We start from the raw sequence: 16,498 nt of genomic DNA, 5'->3' as shown, positions 1-16,498 counted from the left end.
CTCATGACAGAGTGGCGCACCGGCCCCGGCACCCGGGCCGACGGGCGTGGCGAGGGTCCGCTGCAGCGTGCCGACCGCAACATGATCGAGCTGCTGCAGGAGCTGCGCGTGGCGCAGACCGGTGTGCAGATCCTGTTCGCGTTCCTGCTGACCCTCTCGTTCACCGAGCGGTTCGCCTCGATCGACGAGGTGCAGCGCTGGACCTACGTCGTCACCCTCCTGCTCTCGGTGCTCACGGCGGGGCTGTTCGTCGCCCCGGCGGCCGTGCACCGCGTCACGTTCCGGCGGGGCGTGAAGCAGGAGACCGTGCAGCTCGGGCACCGCTTGTTCACCCTCGGCCTCGGTGCGCTCGCACTGACGCTCACCGGCTCGGTGCTGCTGGTGCTCGACGTCGCGGTGGGGCTGACGTTCGCGATCTCCTCGTCGGTGGCGGCCATCGTCGTGCTGTGCCTGCTGTGGTTCGTGCTGCCGATCCCGCTGCTGCGTCGCACGCGGCCGGCCCCGGCGCTCGTCCACAACGACTGCGACGGAGAGGACGGCGACGGGCCGCCGCCCGGCGGTAGGGCGGCGGCTCGCGAGCCGTCATCGACCTGAGGGGTTACCCGGGCAGATTGCCGGGGACGCCGGAGGGACCGGTCTGCGGCGGCGTCTGCGGCTGCTGAGGGCTGCGACCGACGTCCCCGCGCCAGCCGCCCTCCTCACGGCCCCGCGACTCGATGAACTCCTTGAAGTGCTCCAGGTCGCCCTTCACGCGGCGCTGGACGATGCCCAGTGCCTCGCCCGCCTTCTCGGTGAAGCCCTCCGGGTCGTGCTCCATCTGCAGGGTGACCCGGGTGTGCTTGTCGTCGAGGCGGTGGAACGTCACCACACCGGCCTGGTGGGTGCCGCGGTCGGTTCGCCAGGCCACCCGCTCGTCGGGGTGCTGCTCGGTGATCTCGGCGTCGAACTCGCGCTGGACCCCGGCGATCTTCGTGACCCAATGCGTCCGCGTCGGCGTGAGCTGCTCGATGCGTTCGATGCCCTCCATGAACTTCGGGAACGACTCGAACTGCGTCCACTGGTTGTAGGCCGTGCTGACGGGCACGGCCACGTCAACGGTCTGCACAACATCGGTGGTCATGCTGGAGGCTTACCCGATGGCCGCCCGGCTATCCGTCTTCGGTCATCCGGCGCCGCAGCTGCGCGACCGTCTGGGACAGCAGGCGGGAGACGTGCATCTGCGAGATCCCGACCCGGTCGGCGATCTGGGTCTGCGTGAGGTTGCCGAAGAAGCGCAGCAGCAGGATCGTGCGCTCCCGCTCGGGCAGCTCGTCGAGCAGCGGTGCGAGCGTCTCGCGGTACTCGACCTTGTCCAGCTCGGCGTCCACGTCGCCCAGCGTGTCGGTGAGGGGGGTGTCCGCGCCGGCCACCAGCTCGTCGAGGGAGCTGCTGCGGTACGCCTGCTGGGCGTCGAGGCCCTCCACGACGTCCTCGGTGGGCAGGCCGAGCCTCGCGGCGATCTCGCTGGGGCGCGGGGCGCGCCCGAGCTCCTGCGACAACGGGCCGATCGCGCCGTTGATCGCGCTCTGCAGGTCCTTGAGGCGTCGCGGTACGCGCATCGACCAGGTCCGGTCGCGGAAATGGCGCCGGATCTCGCCGGTGATGGTCGGGACCGCGTAGGACAGGAAGTCGATGCCCCGGTGAGGCTCGAACCGGTCCACCGCGTTGAGCAGCCCTACCGTGCCGGCCTGCTCGAGGTCGTCGACGGGTTCTCCGCGGCCGGCGAACCGGCGTGCGATGTGCTGCACCACCGGCAGGTAACCGGTGACGAGCTTGGCCCGGATGGCCGGCCGTTCGGGGTGGTCCGGCGGCAGGGCCGCGAACTCCTCGAACAGCGGCGAGAGGTGGCCGTAATCGGAGTCACGGGACGTGTCGCTCATCGCTCGGCCTCGCTGGCGCTCGGCCGGAACTTCGCGCGGCCGCGGTATCGATGATTCGCTCGCTGACGCTCGCTCAGCTGCACGCCCTCATACGTGCGGGAAGGCGGGAGGTGCACGCGAAGACCTACCCGCGGCCTGCCGACCGGAAACCCGGTCGCTGGTACGTTCATAAGTCGCCCTGTCGAACGTCACGCCCGCGAAGGTGATCTGCCGGTGTCGAACAGCACGTCCCCCGCGGTGTCGGACGCCCGCATCCCGAACCAGCTCCCAGGCCGGTTCGACGACGGGATCGAGTACGAGCGGACCTACGTCCACATGCTGTACGAGCGCCTCGACGCGCGACGGGCCGAAACCGCCCGCAGGCTCTCGGACGTGCTGCACGACGAGACGGTGGGCACCCCGCAGGCGCTCTCCGAGCGCGACGCCGCTGCCGCCATGTACACCGATCGCCTCGCGGCGCTGCGCGCCGCCGAGCACGGCCTCGCCTTCGGCCGCCTCGACGTCGAGGACGGGGAGCGCCGCTACATCGGGCGCCTGGGCCTGCTGGACGAGGACAACGAGTACGAGCCGCTCCTGATGGACTGGCGGGCACCTGCGGCCCGGCCGTTCTACACGGCCACCGCCGCGTCGCCGGAGAGCATCCGGCGCAGGCGGCACCTGCGCACCCGCCGTCGCGACGTCATCGCCGTCGACGACGAGGTGCTGGACCTCGACGACGCCACCGCCGCATCCCAGTCCAGCGGCCTCACCAGCGAGGCCGCCCTCCTCGCCGCCGTCGATGCCCGCCGCACCGGCCGGATGGCCGACATCGTGGCCACCATCCAGTCCGAGCAGGACGCGATCATCCGGTCGAAACCCTCCGGGGTGCTGGTGGTGCAGGGCGGGCCGGGCACCGGCAAGACCGCGGTGGCCCTGCACCGGGCCGCCTACCTGCTCTACACCCACCGGGACCGTCTCGCCCGTCGCGGCGTGCTCGTGGTCGGGCCCAACCCCACGTTCCTGTCCTACATCGGCCAGGTGCTGCCCTCACTCGGTGAGACGAGCGTGGTCCTCGGCACGGTGGGGCAGCTGCACCCTGGCCTCGACGCGCGGCGCGCCGAGCCGCCGGTCACGGCGGCCGTGAAGGGGCGGGCAGACATGGCGGCGGTGATCGCGGCCGCGGTCCGCGACCGCCAGCAGGTGCCGCGCCGGCCGGTCGAGCTCGTGGTGGAAGGGCAGCCGGTGCGGCTCGACCGCGAGGTCGCCCACGCCGCCCGCACCCGCGCGCGCCGCTCCCGCAAGCCGCACAACGAAGGCAGGCGGATCTTCCGCAAGGAGGCACTGCGGCTGCTCGCCGAGCAGGTGGCGCACACCTTGACGAGCCCCGGCCGGCGCGACCTGCTCGACGCGGGCGACCTGGCCGACATCCGTGACGAGCTCGCCGAGAGCCGCGAGCTCGGCCGCGAGCTGGACGCACTGTGGCCGACGCTGTCGGCCGAGCAGCTGCTCACCGACCTGTTCGCCGACCGCAAGCGGCTGAACTCGGTGGCGCGCAGGATCCCGGCGGCCGACCGCGAGCTGCTCCACCGCCCCGCGCCCGCCGACGACGTGCCGCCCGAGCTGCGCTGGACCCCCGCCGACGTCCCGCTGCTCGACGAGGCCGCTGAACTGCTCGGTGACGACGGCTCGGAGGCGGCCGCCCGCGAGGCCGCCGCGCTGCGCGAGGAGGTGCTCTACGCGCAGGGCGTGCTCGACGTGCTGGACCTGGAGGAGGACCTCGACCCCGAGCTGCTGCGCGCCACCGACGTCATCGACGCCGACCGGCTCGCCGAGCGGCAGGCGCTGCGCCGCTACGACTCCACCGCCGAGCGGGCGGCCGCCGACCGCGAGTGGACCTACGGCCACGTGATCGTCGACGAGGCCCAGGAGCTCTCGCCGATGGCGTGGCGGCTGGTGATGCGCCGTTGCCCGAGCCGGTCGATGACGATCGTGGGCGACATCGCGCAGACCGGCGACCGCGCGGGCGCGCGCTCGTGGGACGAGGTGCTCGCGCCGTTCGTGGAACGCCGCTGGCGGCTGGAACAGCTCACCGTGAACTACCGCACCCCGGCCGAGATCGCCACCGTCGCCGACGACGTGCTCGCCGAGATCGAGCCGGGCCTCGCCCCGCCGCGGTCGGTCCGCAGCACCGGCGTGCCGCCGCGCGCGGTACATGCCAACGGGAGCCAGCTGGACGACACCGTGGCGAAGGTGCTCGCCGAGGAGGCAGGCGCGGTCGGCGACGGCCGTACCGCCGTCCTCGTGCCCACTGGCCGGCTGGACGGGCTGCGGGCTCGGCTGCTCGGTGCCGACGCCCCGGACGGCACGGATGTGGACCTCACCGCTCCCGTGGTGGTGCTGCCGGTCTCGGCGGCGAAGGGGCTGGAGTTCGACGCCGTGGTCGTCGTCGAGCCCGTGGAGCTGCTCGCCGAGTCGCCGCGCGGGCAGGGCGATCTCTACGTCGCCCTCACCCGCGCCACCCAGCGGCTCGCGGTGGTGCACGCCGAACCCCTGCCGCCGATGTTGCACAAGCTGCGGGACGGTGCCTGACGCGTCGATCCTGCTGGCCGAGGTGCGCATGCGGTGCCTGGCCCTGCCGGAGGTGACCGAGGGACTCACGCACGGAGGGCCCACCTGGTTCGTGCGCGGCCGGCGGTCGTTCGTGAAGTTCGTCGACCCGGACGAGCACCCCCGGCTCGCCCTGCCGCACGTCGCGATCTGGGCGGCGGCACCGCCAGGGGCGCGGCAGGAGCTGGTGGCCGCGGCGCCGGACCGCTTCTTCGCGCCGCGCTTCGGCGGGCGCGACTGGGTGGGGATGCGGCTCGATCGCGAGCCGGACTGGGAGGAGGTCGGCGAGATCATCCTCGACGCCTACCGGCAGGTGGCGCCACGGTCGCTGGTAGCCCGGCTGGACGTCTAGGTGACTGGTGTCTTTCGGTGGTTGGTGTCCTGGGCCTGAACCGGCCTCCTGGCGACGCCGCGCATGGTGCGGGGCGTGCATCGGGGGGTAGACCGGGGCCTGCCCTTCTGGGCGCGCGGCGCCGCCACGACGCGTCTCACGATCTCCCCGTGCCGTCCGTACCGGGTTCAGTGCTTGGGGCATCCCTGTTCGGCCCACGCGCCCGCCGCCAGGAGGTCGGTCTCACGCGGCCGGTGATGCCCTCGCCCACCCGGTGTCGGCCGGCGCACCCCGTGTCGTGTCACGCGACCCATCGATGGGCTGCGTGGGCCGAGTACGGGTGTGTGAGCGGCGCAGATCATTCCGAGATGCGCACCACGGCCTCCGCGGGGACGGTGGGGCGCATCTCGAAATGATCATGGCCGCCGTCGCGGGGGATTGCCGTACTCCCTGCTGCAACCGTGCTTCGAGGCGAAGATCCAGCCCCGCCCTGGTCTCGATCCGCGATCTACAAGGGCGTCACGTACGCCCCCGAGATGCCACCGTCCACGAGGAAGGTGGAGGCGGTGATGAAGCTGGCGTCGTCGCTCGCGAGGAACGCGACCGTGGAGGCGATCTCCTCGGCCCTGGCGAAGCGGCCCATCGGGATGTGCACCAGGCGGCGCTGGGCGCGCTCGGGGTCGGTGGCGAACAGGTCCTGCAGGAGCGGGGTGTCGACCGGCCCGGGGCACAGCGCGTTGACCCGGATGCCCTCGCGGGCGAACTGCACGCCCAGCTCCCGGGTCATCGCGAGCACCCCGCCCTTGGAGGCGGTGTAGGAGATCTGGGAGGTCGCGGCGCCCATCACCGCCACGAACGACGCGGTGTTGACGATCGCGCCCCCGCCCTGGCGCTGCATGTGCGGGATCACGGCCTTGCAGCACAGGAACACCGAGGTGAGGTTGACCTCCTGCACCCGGCGCCACGCGTCGAGGCCGGTCTCGAGGATGGAGTCGTCCTCCGGCGGGGAGATCCCGGCGTTGTTGAACGCGACGTCCACGCTGCCGTAGGTGTCGACCGCGGCGGAGAACAGCGCCTCGACCTGTGTCTCCGAGGTGACGTCCGTCTGCACGAAGAGCCCGCCCACCTCGTCGGCGGCGGTCTTGCCGGGGCCTGGGTCGATGTCGGCGACCACCACGCGCGCTCCCTCGGAGGCCAGCCGGCGCACCGTGGCCAGCCCGATGCCGCTGCCGCCACCCGTCACGACCGCGGTGCGGCCGGAGAACCGTTCCGTCATGCCCGCGAGCCTAGATCGCCCGGTCTAGACCGCTGCGGCCGCGGTGACCAGTGCGGCCATCAACCGGACGTCGGTGGCGTCCTCCTCCGGGTGCCACTGGACGCCGACAACGAACGGGGCGTCGGCGAGCTCGACGGCCTCCACGAGGCCGTCGGTGGCTCGGCCGGTTACCACGAGGCCGTCCGCCAGGCGGTCGAGGGCCTGGTGGTGGTGACACCGCACGGCGGTCTGCCGGCCGAGGGCGGCACCGACCCGGCTGCCCGCCTCCAACGCCACGTCGATGGTGCCGAAGACGCCGGGGGAGGGGTTGTGCCCGGTGTGCCCCACCGCGTCGGGCACGTGCTGGACCAGGGTGCCGCCGAGCCCGACGTTGAGGACCTGCGCGCCCCGGCACACACCGAGCACCGGGATCCCGCGTTCGAGGGCGCGGTGGAGCACGGCGAGCTCGGCCGCGTCCCGCTCGGGATGCGGCTGCCCCGTGCGGGGGTGTGGGGTGGCGCCGTAGCGGTCGGGGCCGACGTCCGGGCCGCCCGCGAGCACGACGGCGTCGAGGCGGTCGACGGCCGCGGCCGACTCCGCGACCGGCGGGAGCAGCACCGGCACCCCGCCGGCGGCGATCACGACGTCCGGGTAGGTGCGGGGGAGCAGCACGGCCGCGTGGTCCCAGACCCCGTAGCGGGTGTGCTCCCCGTACGCGGTGACCCCGATGACGGGGCGCGGCCCAGCAATCGGCTCAGAGCCGTTCGAACCCACGCCTGCGCTCCCAGTCGGTGACCGCCGCATCGAAGGCGGCCAGCTCGATGCGTGCCGCGTTGGTGTAGTGCTCCACCACCTCGGTGCCGAACGCCGCCTCTGCGACCTTGGACCCGGCGAACAGCTCGGCCGCATCACGCAGCGTCGTCGGCACCCGGGAACCGCTCGACTGGTAGGCGTTGCCCGCGAACGGCGGCGAGAGCGGCAGCTCGTTCTCGATGCCGTGCAGACCGGCCGCGATCAGCGCGGCCACCGCGAGGTAGGGGTTCACGTCGCCCCCTGGCACCCGGTTCTCCACCCGCAGCGACGGGCCGTGCCCGACCACCCGCAGCGAGCACGTCCGGTTGTCGAGGCCCCATTCGATGGCCGTGGGCGCGAAGCTGCCCTCGGCGTAGCGCTTGTAGGAGTTGATGTTCGGGGCGAAGAGGTACGTGAGTTCGCGCAGGCAGGCCTGCTGCCCGGCGACGAACCGCGCGAACAGCGGGGAGAACCCGTGCTCGCCGTCGCCCGCCGACACCGGGCCGTCCTCGCCGCGCAGGGAGATGTGGATGTGGCAGGAGTTGCCCTCGCGCTGGTCGTACTTCGCCATGAAGGTCAGCGCCATGCCGGCCTGGTCGGCGATCTCCTTGGCGCCCGTCTTGTAGATCGAGTGGTTGTCGCAGGTGGTGAGCGCGTCGGCGTAGCGGAACGCGATCTCGTGCTGGCCGAGGTTGCACTCGCCCTTCGCGGACTCGACCACCATGCCAGCGCCCGCCATGCCGTTGCGGATGCTCCGCAGGATCGGCTCCACCCGTGCGGTGCCGAGCATCGAGTAGTCGACGTTGTAGAGGTTGGCCGGCTCCAGGCCGTGATAGGCCTTGCGCCACGCCGTGTCGAACGAGTCGGCGAACAGCATGAACTCCAGCTCGGTACCCACGTCGGCGGCGAGCCCGTGCGCCGCGAGCCGGTCCAGCTGAGCGCGCAGGATCTGCCGCGGGGACGCGACCACCGGCGTGCCGTCGGTCCACTGCACGTCGCACAGCACGAGCGCGGTGGCCTCGTGCCACGGCACGAGACGCAGGGTGCTCATGTCGGGCACCAGCACGAAGTCGCCGTAGCCGCGCTCCCAGCTCGACATCGCGTAGCCGTCGACGGTGTTCATCTCGACGTCGACCGCGAGCAGGTAGTTGCACGCCTCGGCGGCGTGCGGCACGACCTCGTCGAGGAAGTACCGCGCGGCGCACCGCTTGCCCTGCAGGCGGCCCTGCATGTCGGTGAACCCGACGAGGACCGTGTCGATCGCGCCGTCCTCGACGGACGTGCGCAGCTGCTCGACGGTGAGCATGCCGGGACGGGCCATGGGGAGAGTCCTTCCGGGTACGGGCCGATCACGACGAACGGGACCCTGGTCGGAACCTATCCGACCCCATGCCCGTCCGAGGTCTGCGCGCAGGCTTCGCGCGGCGCGCAGACCTCGGTGGGATCAGGGTCCCGTTCGTCGGTGCGTTGCGACGTGACCTACGCCCTGCTTACTTGATCTCGGCCTCGGTGTCGGCCTTGCCGTTGGTGGCAGCCTTGCCATCCGCAGCTGCGCCCTCGGCCTCGGTGTCGGCAGCGTCGGTGCCGGCCTTGCCGTTGGCCTCGGCCTTCACCTCTGCCTCCGCCTCCGCCGTGGTCTCGGCGGTGGTCTCGTCGTCGGCCTTCGGCTCCTCGGCGGCCTCCTCGCCGCTGTCGGCCTCGGTTGCCGCCTCTTCGGTCGCTGTCTCTTCGGCGGCGGTTTCTCCGGTGGGGGCCTCGGCGGCCGCTGCGTCCGCGCTCTCCGGCTCCTCCGAGGCCTCCTCGGCGGTCTCGGTGTCGGCCGTCTCGGATTCGGCCGTGTCAGCGACCGGGGCTTCGGCCGGTTCCGGCTGCTGCTCGGGGGCAGATTCGTCGTCGCTCGTGGCCTCGCCCGCCGCGTCGATCTCGTCGGCCTTCGCCTCGGCGTCCGTCCCCGTCTCCTTCTCGGGGGCCTCGTCCGAGTCCGTGTCCGACTCGTCGGCCTTCTCGGCAACCGCGACCGCGGTGGTCGTGGCCGCCGCGCCGGCGGCCGCCGTGGCGGCACCGGGGCCGGTGTGGCGGTGTGCCTCGGCGTCGAGCTGCTTCTCGATGTTCTGCAGCTCCTCCTCGCTTCCGGCCTCGCGGACCGGGCCGGTGAACCAGTTCCGGGCCGAGAGCAGGTACCACCCGCCGAACAGGACGAGCGCGCCCAACACGGTGATCGGGGCGTAGTTCACCGACTCCCATGTGAAGTCCTCCGCGCCCGGAATGCCCTTGGGCGAGAGCGGCATCAGGAACAGGATGCAGATGATCGCGATCCACGCCACGGAGACGGGGGCGATCCACTTGTAGTGGTTGCCGAGGCTCCAGGCGCCGTGCTCGAACGAGTCGCCCGCCTTGATCCGCAGGATGATCGGCAGGGCGAATGCGATGTAGAGGCCGATCACGGCGATCGAGGTACCGACCGCGTAGCCGACCACGCCGTTGGCCAGCGTGGGGATCATCAGGGCCCATGCGAGCACGGAGATCGCGGTGACGGCGTTGACCGGCACGCGGTTGGTCGCGACCTTGCGCCACAGTGTGGAGAACGGCACCGCCCGGTCGCGGGAGAACGCGAACATCATCCGCGAGGCCGACGTCACCGACGCGGTCCCGCAGAACAGCTGCGCGACCACGGCGATGAGGAGCAGGAACTCCGCCCACGTCTCGCCGAGGGACTCCGTCCAGATGTAGATCACGGCGTTGCCCGCGGCGTCGAGGGTGCCCTGAACGTCGGGCACCGCGAAGGTCACCGCGACGAGCAGGATGAAGCCGAACACCACGGACACGACGACGGACATCACCATGCCGAGCGCGGAGGCGCGCGACGCCTGCCGCGTCTCCTCGCTCATGTGCGCGGAGGCGTCGTAGCCGGTGATCGTGTATTGCGCCATCAGCAGCCCGAGGCCGAAGACGAAGATGATCCCCGTGTCGGAGAACCCGGAGTTGTTGATCACCTCGCCGAACACGAAGCCCGCCGACTGGTGGTTCTCCGGGATGACGATCAGGATGCCGACGATCACGACGACGCCAACCATGTGCCACCACGCGGAGACCGTGTTCAGCAGGGCGAGGACGTTGACGTTGAGCAGGTTCAGCCCGAGCTGAAGCGCGACGATCACCGTCAGGGTGATGAAGACGGTACCTGTGTCGGTGCCGATCGCGTCCGGGAACCAGAGGTTGAGCAGCGCCGTTGCGAAGAGGGCGGAGCCGTACTGGATGGCGGCGGTGACGGCGATCTGGCCGATCAGGTTGAACCAGCCGGTGAACCAGCCCCACGCCGGCCCACCGAGCTTGGAAGCCCAGAAGTACAGCGCACCCGCGGTGGGCATCGAGGAGGCGATCTCGCCCATCGACATGGACACGAGCACGCAGAAGGCCCCGACGAGGAGCCAGCCCCAGGTGATGGCGATCGGGCCGCCGTTGTTGAACGCGAGGTAGTACGAGGTCAGACAGCCGGCCAGGATCGAGATGATCGTGAAGGAGATGGCGAAGTTCGAGAACCCGCCCATCTCCCGGTACAGCACTTGGGCGTAGCCGAGGCGATGGAGGATCGCCTCGTCCTCGGTGCGCTGGGCACCCTCGGTGGCGGCCACTGGGGCTCCTAGGTGATTCGGGGGTGGATCGTGGTCATTCCGGTTGGGAAGCCGCCACGAGCAGCTGCTCGAGGTCGGGTCCGTCGAACGCCGCGACGGCGCGGTCGTACTTCTCCATGCCCCAGGACCAGAAATCGAAGTCCAGAGGGCTGGAGCCGTGCTGGATGGCCGCCCAGAGTGTCCAGCCGTACTGCGACATCAGGGCGAACAGGCGCGCCCGCGCGACCTGACGTGGGCGGCGCCGCCCGTAGTAGGCCGTGACGAGCTCGTCGAGCAGGGGGAGCGGCAGCGTCGCCTCGCTCCAGATGTTGCCCAGCTCGAAACACGGGTCGTTGTTGCCCGAGTACTCGTAGTCGATGATCCGGACGCGCTCCCCGTCGTCGAGGAGGTTCTCGGCGAGCAGGTCGTTGTTGCAGGGCACCGTGTCGGTCCGGGGGCCGAGCGCCTCGCGGATGCGGGCCACGGTGGGCGCGAACTCGTCGTAGCGCTCCGGCAGCCGGAAGCCGTGTTCGGCGACGATCTTCCGGTAGCGGGCCTGCACCTCGAACATGTCGAAGTCGTTGACGAAGCGCGGACCGGCGTGCAGCCGACGGCACGCGGCGGCGACCCGGTGCAGGACATCGGGGCGGTGCAGGTCGGCGTCGCCGAGCGCGCGGCCGGGCAGGAAACCGACCACGATGCCCTCACCGGGGCGGTAGTGCAGGACCGGCGCGCCGACGCCGGCCTCGGCGGCGGCCACCGAGTTGGCGTGTTCGATGTCACGCTCGATCCCGAGCAGGCTCTTCCCTCCGGCCGGGATGCGCACGACACACGTGCCGTCGGCGTTGGTCACCTTGAGGTTGCGGTTGGTGAGCCCACCAGGGAGATCCACGACGGTGCGCGGGTGTCGCGCGGTGCACGGAATCGTGTCGAGCAGCGCGTCCAGGTCGGGATCGAGCACGGTCGTGGTCAACTCCACTGGGGGATGGTAGAAGTCGCGTCAAATACGGTCTAGACCGTAAGGTGCGGTCATGCCAGACGTGTTGCCCGGCCGTGCCCGCATCGTGATCATCGGTGGAGGAGTGGGCGGCGCCAGTGTGGCCTACCACCTCGCGGAGCGCGGCGAGCGGGATGTCCTGTTGCTCGAGCGCTCCGAGCTGACCAGCGGGTCGACGTTCCACTCGGCCGGACTGGTCGGGCAGCTGCGCTCGGATCCCGCCCTGACTAGGATGAACGTCTACTCCGCCGAGCTGTACCGCAAGCTCGAGGCAGCCGGTGGCGAGCACACGCCCGGGTGGGTCGAGTCGGGGTCGCTTCGGCTCGCGTCCTCGCCCGAGCGCCTCGAGGAGATCCGCCGCCAGGCGGGGTGGGCGGCCCGGTCCGGCCTGCCCCTCGAGTTGATCTCCGCCGAGGCGGCGAAGGATCTGTTTCCGCTGATGAGCACGGATGGCGTGCTCGGCGCGGCGTACACGCCGACCGACGGTCACGTGGACCCGTCGCGGCTGTGCTACGCCCTCGCGGCCCTGGCCAGGGCGAACGGGGTCACGATCGCACAACGAACCCGTGTCATCGAGATCAACACCGCCAAAGGGCAGGTCAGCCGCGTCCGAACGGACCGGGGCGACGTCGAATGTGAGATCGTCGTCGACTGCGGGGGGATGTTCGCGGCCGAGATCGGGCGGCTGGCGGGCGTCCGGATCCCGGTTGTGCCGATGTCGCACCAGTACGTCGTCACGGCGCCCCTGCCGGCGGGCTCGATGCCCACCGACCGGCCGCTGCCGTCGTTGCGCGACCCCGACCTGCTCGTCTACTACCGCCAGGAGGTCGACGGCCTCGTGATGGGCGGATACGAGCGGCAGTCCGCCCCGTGGACCGCGACCACGAGCTCCTACGACGCCGTGCCGGCCGACTTCAACGGCAAGCTGCTCCCTCCGGACTGGGACCGCTTCTCCGAGATCATCGACAACGCGCAGGTCCGCGTGCCGGCGCTGGCCGACACCGGCATCGTCACGATGATCAACGGGCCGGAGGCGTTCACCCCGGACAACGAGTTCTGCCTCGGCGAGACCGAGGTCGCGGGCTTCTTCGTCGCCGCTGGGTTCTGCGCCCACGGCATCGCGGGTGCAGGGGGGATCGGGCGGGTGATGGCCGACTGGATCCTCGACGGCGACCCGGGCATGGACCTCTGGCACATGGACGTGCGCCGCTTCGGCCGCCATTACCGTGCGCCTGGCTACACCCTCGCGCGCACGGTCGAGAACTACGAGAGCTACTACGACATCCGCTACCCGGCGGCGGAGCGCTCGGCGGGTCGCCCGCTGCGCACGTCCCCCGCCTACTCGTGGCACGCCGAGCACGGCGCCGTGTTCGGCGAGAAGGCCGGGTGGGAGCGGGTGAACCACTACTCGGACGCAGGATCCGAGCAGCTGCGTCCGCGGGGCTGGGCGGGCCGGCACTGGTCGCCCTGCGTGGAGCCCGAGCACCGCGCCGTGCGCGAGGCGGCGGGCCTGTTCGACGAGAGCTCCTTCGCGAAGATCTCGATCAGCGGCCCGGACGCGGCCGCGTTCTGCGCGCACGTCTTCGCCGGGCGCGTGGACCGGGCCCCGGGTGCCGTGGTCTACACGCAGGCGCTCAACGACCGCGGCGGTATCGAGATGGACGTCACGCTCACCCGCCTGGCCGAGGACGAGTTCCTCGTGGTCACCGGCACGGCGTTCGGCACGCACGACCTCGGCTGGCTGCGCCGCCATGCCCGGCTGACCGACGCGTCGGTACGGCTGGCCGACGTCACTGGCGCCGAGGCGTGCTTCGGGCTGTGGGGGCCGGAGGCCAGGGACCTGCTCGCCCCGCTCACCCCCGTGTCGCTCGCGAACAGCGACTTCCCCTTCGGCACGATGCGCGAGACGACGGTGGGGGACATCCCGGTACGGGCGGTGCGTGTGACGTTCGTGGGGGAGCTGGGCTGGGAGCTGTACTGCTCGACCGAGTACGGCGACGCCCTGTGGCGCACGCTCGCCGGGACCGGGGTCCGGCCGTGCGGCTACCGGGCGATCGAGAGCCTGCGGCTGGAGAAGGGCTACCGGGTGTGGGGCACCGACATCACCCCCGAGACCACGCCTGACGAGGCCGGCGTTGCCTTCGCCGTTCGCAGGGAGGGGGAGTTCGTCGGGCGCGCTGCGCTGCTCGCGGCCCGCGAGCGGGGGCCGGCCCGCACCCTGCGCTGCCTCGTGCTCGACGAGCCGCGCGCCGTGGCGCTCGGCGGGGAACCGGTCCGGCTCGCCGGTGAGGTGGTGGGCCAGGTGACCTCCGGCGGCTACGGGTACACGGTGGCCCGCTCCATCGCCAACGCCTACCTCCCGGCGGGCACCACGGAGGGAACGGAGGTCTTCGTACAGGTCGACGGCACGTGGGAGCGCGCCGCGGTGGCCCCGAGCCCGCTGTACGACCCGAAGGGCGAACGCTTCCGCGCCTGAATTGGGATCTTCACCCGAGTGTACTAATTGTAGACGTTTGCGGTACCAGGCGTAACGGTTGCGGGCATAGTGACGAGTCGTATTGCGCTGTTCAGTGAGCGCGTCGTTCGTAGGTCGTCGCCCACGGTGACATCGGCGTCGCCGTGCTCCCGCTCCGGGTGTCCGATCTCGACCGGCGCGTTCCGCTCCCCGTCCAGCTTCTCCGTGGGGGATACGGATGCGTCGCTCGGTCTGGAGATCTGTACTCGAACTGGTGCCGCACGGCTATGGCCTGTCCAGTGCCGACTGGCACCGACGACACCAGCTCCTGTTGGTCGTGCTGGCTGTGCACATACCCGGGCTCGCCGCCTTCGGGGTGTTCCTGCGCCAGCCGCCGGATGCGGTGTTGCTCGCCGTGGTGGTCCCCGGCGCGTGCCTGCTGTTCGGCTGGCTGCTGGAGCGGCACCGGCGGGTGGCCTCGGTGGCGGTCACCGGCGGGCTCGTCTGGAGTTCGGCGGCGCTGGTCGGGCTGACCGGCGGCACGATCGAGGCCCACTTCCACTTCTTCATCATCATCGGCTTCATCGCTCTGTACCAGGACTGGGTGCCGTTCCTGTTCAACGTCCTCTTCACGGTGGTGAGCCACGGTGTGGGGTCGGTCTGGCAGCAGACGCTGATCTTCAACCACACGCCGGCGCAGTCGAACCCGTGGCTGTGGTCGCTGATCCACGGGGTCGCGGTGCTTCTCGCCTGCGTGGGGATGGCCCTGTTCTGGCGGGTCACGGAGGACACGCAGCGGGAGAAGGACGCTCTGGCGCAACAGCTCGCCGACGCCGAGATCAACCGGCGTCAGTTCGCCTCCGACCTGCTGGTGAACCTGGCCCGGCGCAACCAGAGCATGCTCTACCGGCAGCTCGAGATCATCAACCAGCTCGAGGAGTCCGAACAGGACCCTGACGCGCTCGCCGAGCTGTTCAAGCTCGACCACCTCGCCACGCGGGTGCAGCGCAACGCCGAGAGCCTGCTCGTGCTGTCCGGAGAGCAGCCTGCCCGAGTGTGGCGGGAGCCCGTCGCGCTGCGCGACGTGGTTCGCGCCGCCATCGCGGAGACCGAGGACTTCGGGCGCGTGTCGGTGCTCATCGACGACCGCATGGCCATCGCCGGTCACAGCGTCACCGACGTGACGCACCTGGTGGCCGAGCTCGCCGAGAACGCCGTGCGGTTCTCCCCGCCCGACACCCTCGTCCGGATCCGCACGCGGCCCGATCCCCAGCACCCCGGCGGCCATCTGGTCGTGATCGAGGACTGGGGTGTCGGTATCCCGGCGGACGACCTCGCGGCCGCCAACGCGATCCTCTCGGAGGTCATCGACATCGACCTCTCGGTGGCGCAGCGCCTCGGGTTCCACGTCGTCGCCCGGCTGAGCGCCCGTCACGGCATCCGGGTCTCGCTCTCCCCGACGCCCGGATCGGGCACGACAGCGGTCGTGGCACTCCCCGCCGAGCTGTTCGAACGACGCCTGAACCGCGCCACACCGGTGGGAGCAGCGGTGTCCGCGTACGACCACGCCCCGTCGCTCGCCGACACGGCTGTGCTGGCACGGCCGTACGTCGCATTGCCGCGGGATCGCAGAGTGGGTGCGCACCGGCTCCGGCTCGACGGCGACGACACCTCACCTGATTCCGTGGGCGCCGGTACTGGGGACGCCGACATGTGGGACGCCGACACGTGGGGCACCGATCCGTGGGGCGCCGACTCGCGGCCCGCTGACCAGCGGGTTCCGCGCGATCCAGCGGCCGCGATGCCAGTGGTGCCGAACCAGCGGTCGGGAGCCGTGTGGTTCGGCGACGACGCAGGGCAGTACGTCGGCCTCCGCCGCCGCACCCCGCAGTCGCATCTCGTGCCGGAGCTGCGGGCGCAGGGCTCGATCGCCGCCGCGCGCCCCGCGCTGCCACCCGCACATGTGACGGGCGCGGCGCAGGCGCTCTCGCGCTTCCACGCCGGCAGGCGCGCCGCCACCGACCGCGGCGACGGCGCCGCGGACGCACGCTCCGAAGGCGCGGGGGCGGGCGCCGCGTGGTTCGAGCCGCCGCCCTCCGATGCCGAACCCGACCGCGGAGCGGGGAGGTGAGCGACGCCGAGCCTCCACGGCACCAGGCCGACTCGGGTCCCCCGCGCCGGCTCGTCCCCGTCTACGCCCTGACCGGAGGACGTACCCGATCGGGCGGCCGGGAGCTGCCGATGGAGTCGCTCGTGACCGCGACGGAACGCGCCGGCTGGGGGCACCACCTCGAGAACGAGTACCGCACGATCGTCGAGCTGGCCCGGCGGCCGGTGTCACTCGTCGAGATCGGCGCGGCCCTCGCCGTGCCGGTGACGGTCGCCCGGGTGCTCGTGGGCGACCTCGTCGACGGCGGCTTCCTCGACGTGCACGCCCCGCCACCCGCGTTCGCGGCTGGACGCCCGAGCTCCGCCGTGCTGACCCGGCTCCTGGAGGGACTGCGTGCGCGCTGACGATCGACGAGCTGACGATCGAGCTGACGATCGATCAG

General features: G+C 71.5%; 13 protein-coding genes. 6 read left to right on the top strand and 7 right to left on the bottom strand.

The genetic code is table 11. The features are described from left to right. Positions 1-3 precede the first annotated feature (3 nt). A complete protein-coding gene (locus K1T35_RS24730) occupies positions 4-594 on the top strand; it encodes a DUF6328 family protein (RefSeq protein WP_220254072.1) in 591 nt (196 codons plus the stop codon). 4 nt (positions 595-598) lie between these two features. Here K1T35_RS24730 and K1T35_RS24725 read toward each other — a convergent pair whose 3' ends face one another. Then, positions 599-1,120 (bottom strand): SRPBCC family protein, encoded by a 522-nt coding sequence (locus tag K1T35_RS24725; protein WP_220254071.1) that lies wholly within the window; start codon positions 1,118-1,120, stop codon positions 599-601. 28 nt (positions 1,121-1,148) lie between these two features. After that, positions 1,149-1,919 carry an RNA polymerase sigma factor SigF gene (locus K1T35_RS24720; RefSeq protein ID WP_220254070.1) on the bottom strand — a complete coding sequence of 257 codons (771 nt, stop codon included), beginning with the start codon at positions 1,917-1,919 and terminating at the stop codon, positions 1,149-1,151. 315 nt (positions 1,920-2,234) lie between these two features. On the opposite strand from K1T35_RS24720, the gene K1T35_RS24715 reads away from it, so the two are divergent. After that, positions 2,235-4,487 (top strand): ATP-binding domain-containing protein, encoded by a 2,253-nt coding sequence (locus K1T35_RS24715; protein ID WP_220262832.1) that lies wholly within the window; start codon positions 2,235-2,237, stop codon positions 4,485-4,487. After that, positions 4,480-4,857, top strand: a complete 378-nt coding sequence (locus tag K1T35_RS24710; protein WP_370645128.1) for an MmcQ/YjbR family DNA-binding protein — start codon at positions 4,480-4,482, stop codon at positions 4,855-4,857. The genes K1T35_RS24715 and K1T35_RS24710 overlap by 8 nt, the downstream gene beginning before the upstream one ends. 487 nt (positions 4,858-5,344) lie before the next feature. Here the strand turns inward: K1T35_RS24710 and K1T35_RS24705 are convergent, their stop codons facing one another. The 5 genes from K1T35_RS24705 to K1T35_RS24685 all read right to left on the bottom strand — a co-directional run bounded on the left by K1T35_RS24705 (position 5,345) and on the right by K1T35_RS24685 (position 11,473). After that, positions 5,345-6,112 (bottom strand): 3-oxoacyl-ACP reductase, encoded by a 768-nt coding sequence (locus K1T35_RS24705; protein WP_220254069.1) that lies wholly within the window; start codon positions 6,110-6,112, stop codon positions 5,345-5,347. A gap of 24 nt (positions 6,113-6,136) precedes the next feature. Next, positions 6,137-6,865 (bottom strand): gamma-glutamyl-gamma-aminobutyrate hydrolase family protein, encoded by a 729-nt coding sequence (locus K1T35_RS24700; protein WP_255620667.1) that lies wholly within the window; start codon positions 6,863-6,865, stop codon positions 6,137-6,139. Next, positions 6,846-8,189 carry a glutamine synthetase family protein gene (locus K1T35_RS24695; protein WP_370645519.1) on the bottom strand — a complete coding sequence of 448 codons (1,344 nt, stop codon included), beginning with the start codon at positions 8,187-8,189 and terminating at the stop codon, positions 6,846-6,848. The genes K1T35_RS24700 and K1T35_RS24695 overlap by 20 nt, the downstream gene beginning before the upstream one ends. A gap of 184 nt (positions 8,190-8,373) precedes the next feature. Beyond that, positions 8,374-10,515 carry an amino acid permease gene (locus K1T35_RS24690; RefSeq protein ID WP_370645127.1) on the bottom strand — a complete coding sequence of 714 codons (2,142 nt, stop codon included), beginning with the start codon at positions 10,513-10,515 and terminating at the stop codon, positions 8,374-8,376. Between the two features lie 34 nt (positions 10,516-10,549). After that, complete coding sequence (locus K1T35_RS24685) at positions 10,550-11,473, bottom strand: choline kinase family protein (protein WP_220254066.1); 924 nt, start codon at positions 11,471-11,473, stop codon at positions 10,550-10,552. A gap of 52 nt (positions 11,474-11,525) precedes the next feature. Between K1T35_RS24685 and K1T35_RS24680 the strand changes: the two genes are divergently transcribed. The 3 genes from K1T35_RS24680 to K1T35_RS24670 all read left to right on the top strand — a co-directional run bounded on the left by K1T35_RS24680 (position 11,526) and on the right by K1T35_RS24670 (position 16,460). Then, entirely contained in the window at positions 11,526-13,967 is a 2,442-nt protein-coding gene (locus K1T35_RS24680) for an FAD-dependent oxidoreductase (RefSeq protein ID WP_220254065.1), read from the top strand. A 253-nt stretch (positions 13,968-14,220) separates the two neighbouring features. Then, complete coding sequence (locus tag K1T35_RS24675; RefSeq protein WP_220254064.1) at positions 14,221-16,077, top strand: sensor histidine kinase KdpD; 1,857 nt, start codon at positions 14,221-14,223, stop codon at positions 16,075-16,077. Then, on the top strand, positions 16,074-16,460 hold the full coding sequence (locus tag K1T35_RS24670; protein WP_220254063.1) for a DUF742 domain-containing protein: 387 nt from the start codon (positions 16,074-16,076) through the stop codon (positions 16,458-16,460). Before K1T35_RS24675 ends, K1T35_RS24670 begins: the two co-directional genes overlap by 4 nt. Positions 16,461-16,498 lie beyond the last annotated feature (38 nt).

The organism is Pseudonocardia sp. DSM 110487, assembly GCF_019468565.1.
Taxonomy (GTDB): Bacteria; Actinomycetota; Actinomycetes; order Mycobacteriales; family Pseudonocardiaceae; genus Pseudonocardia.
This window is presented reverse-complemented; position numbering and strand designations above follow the sequence as displayed.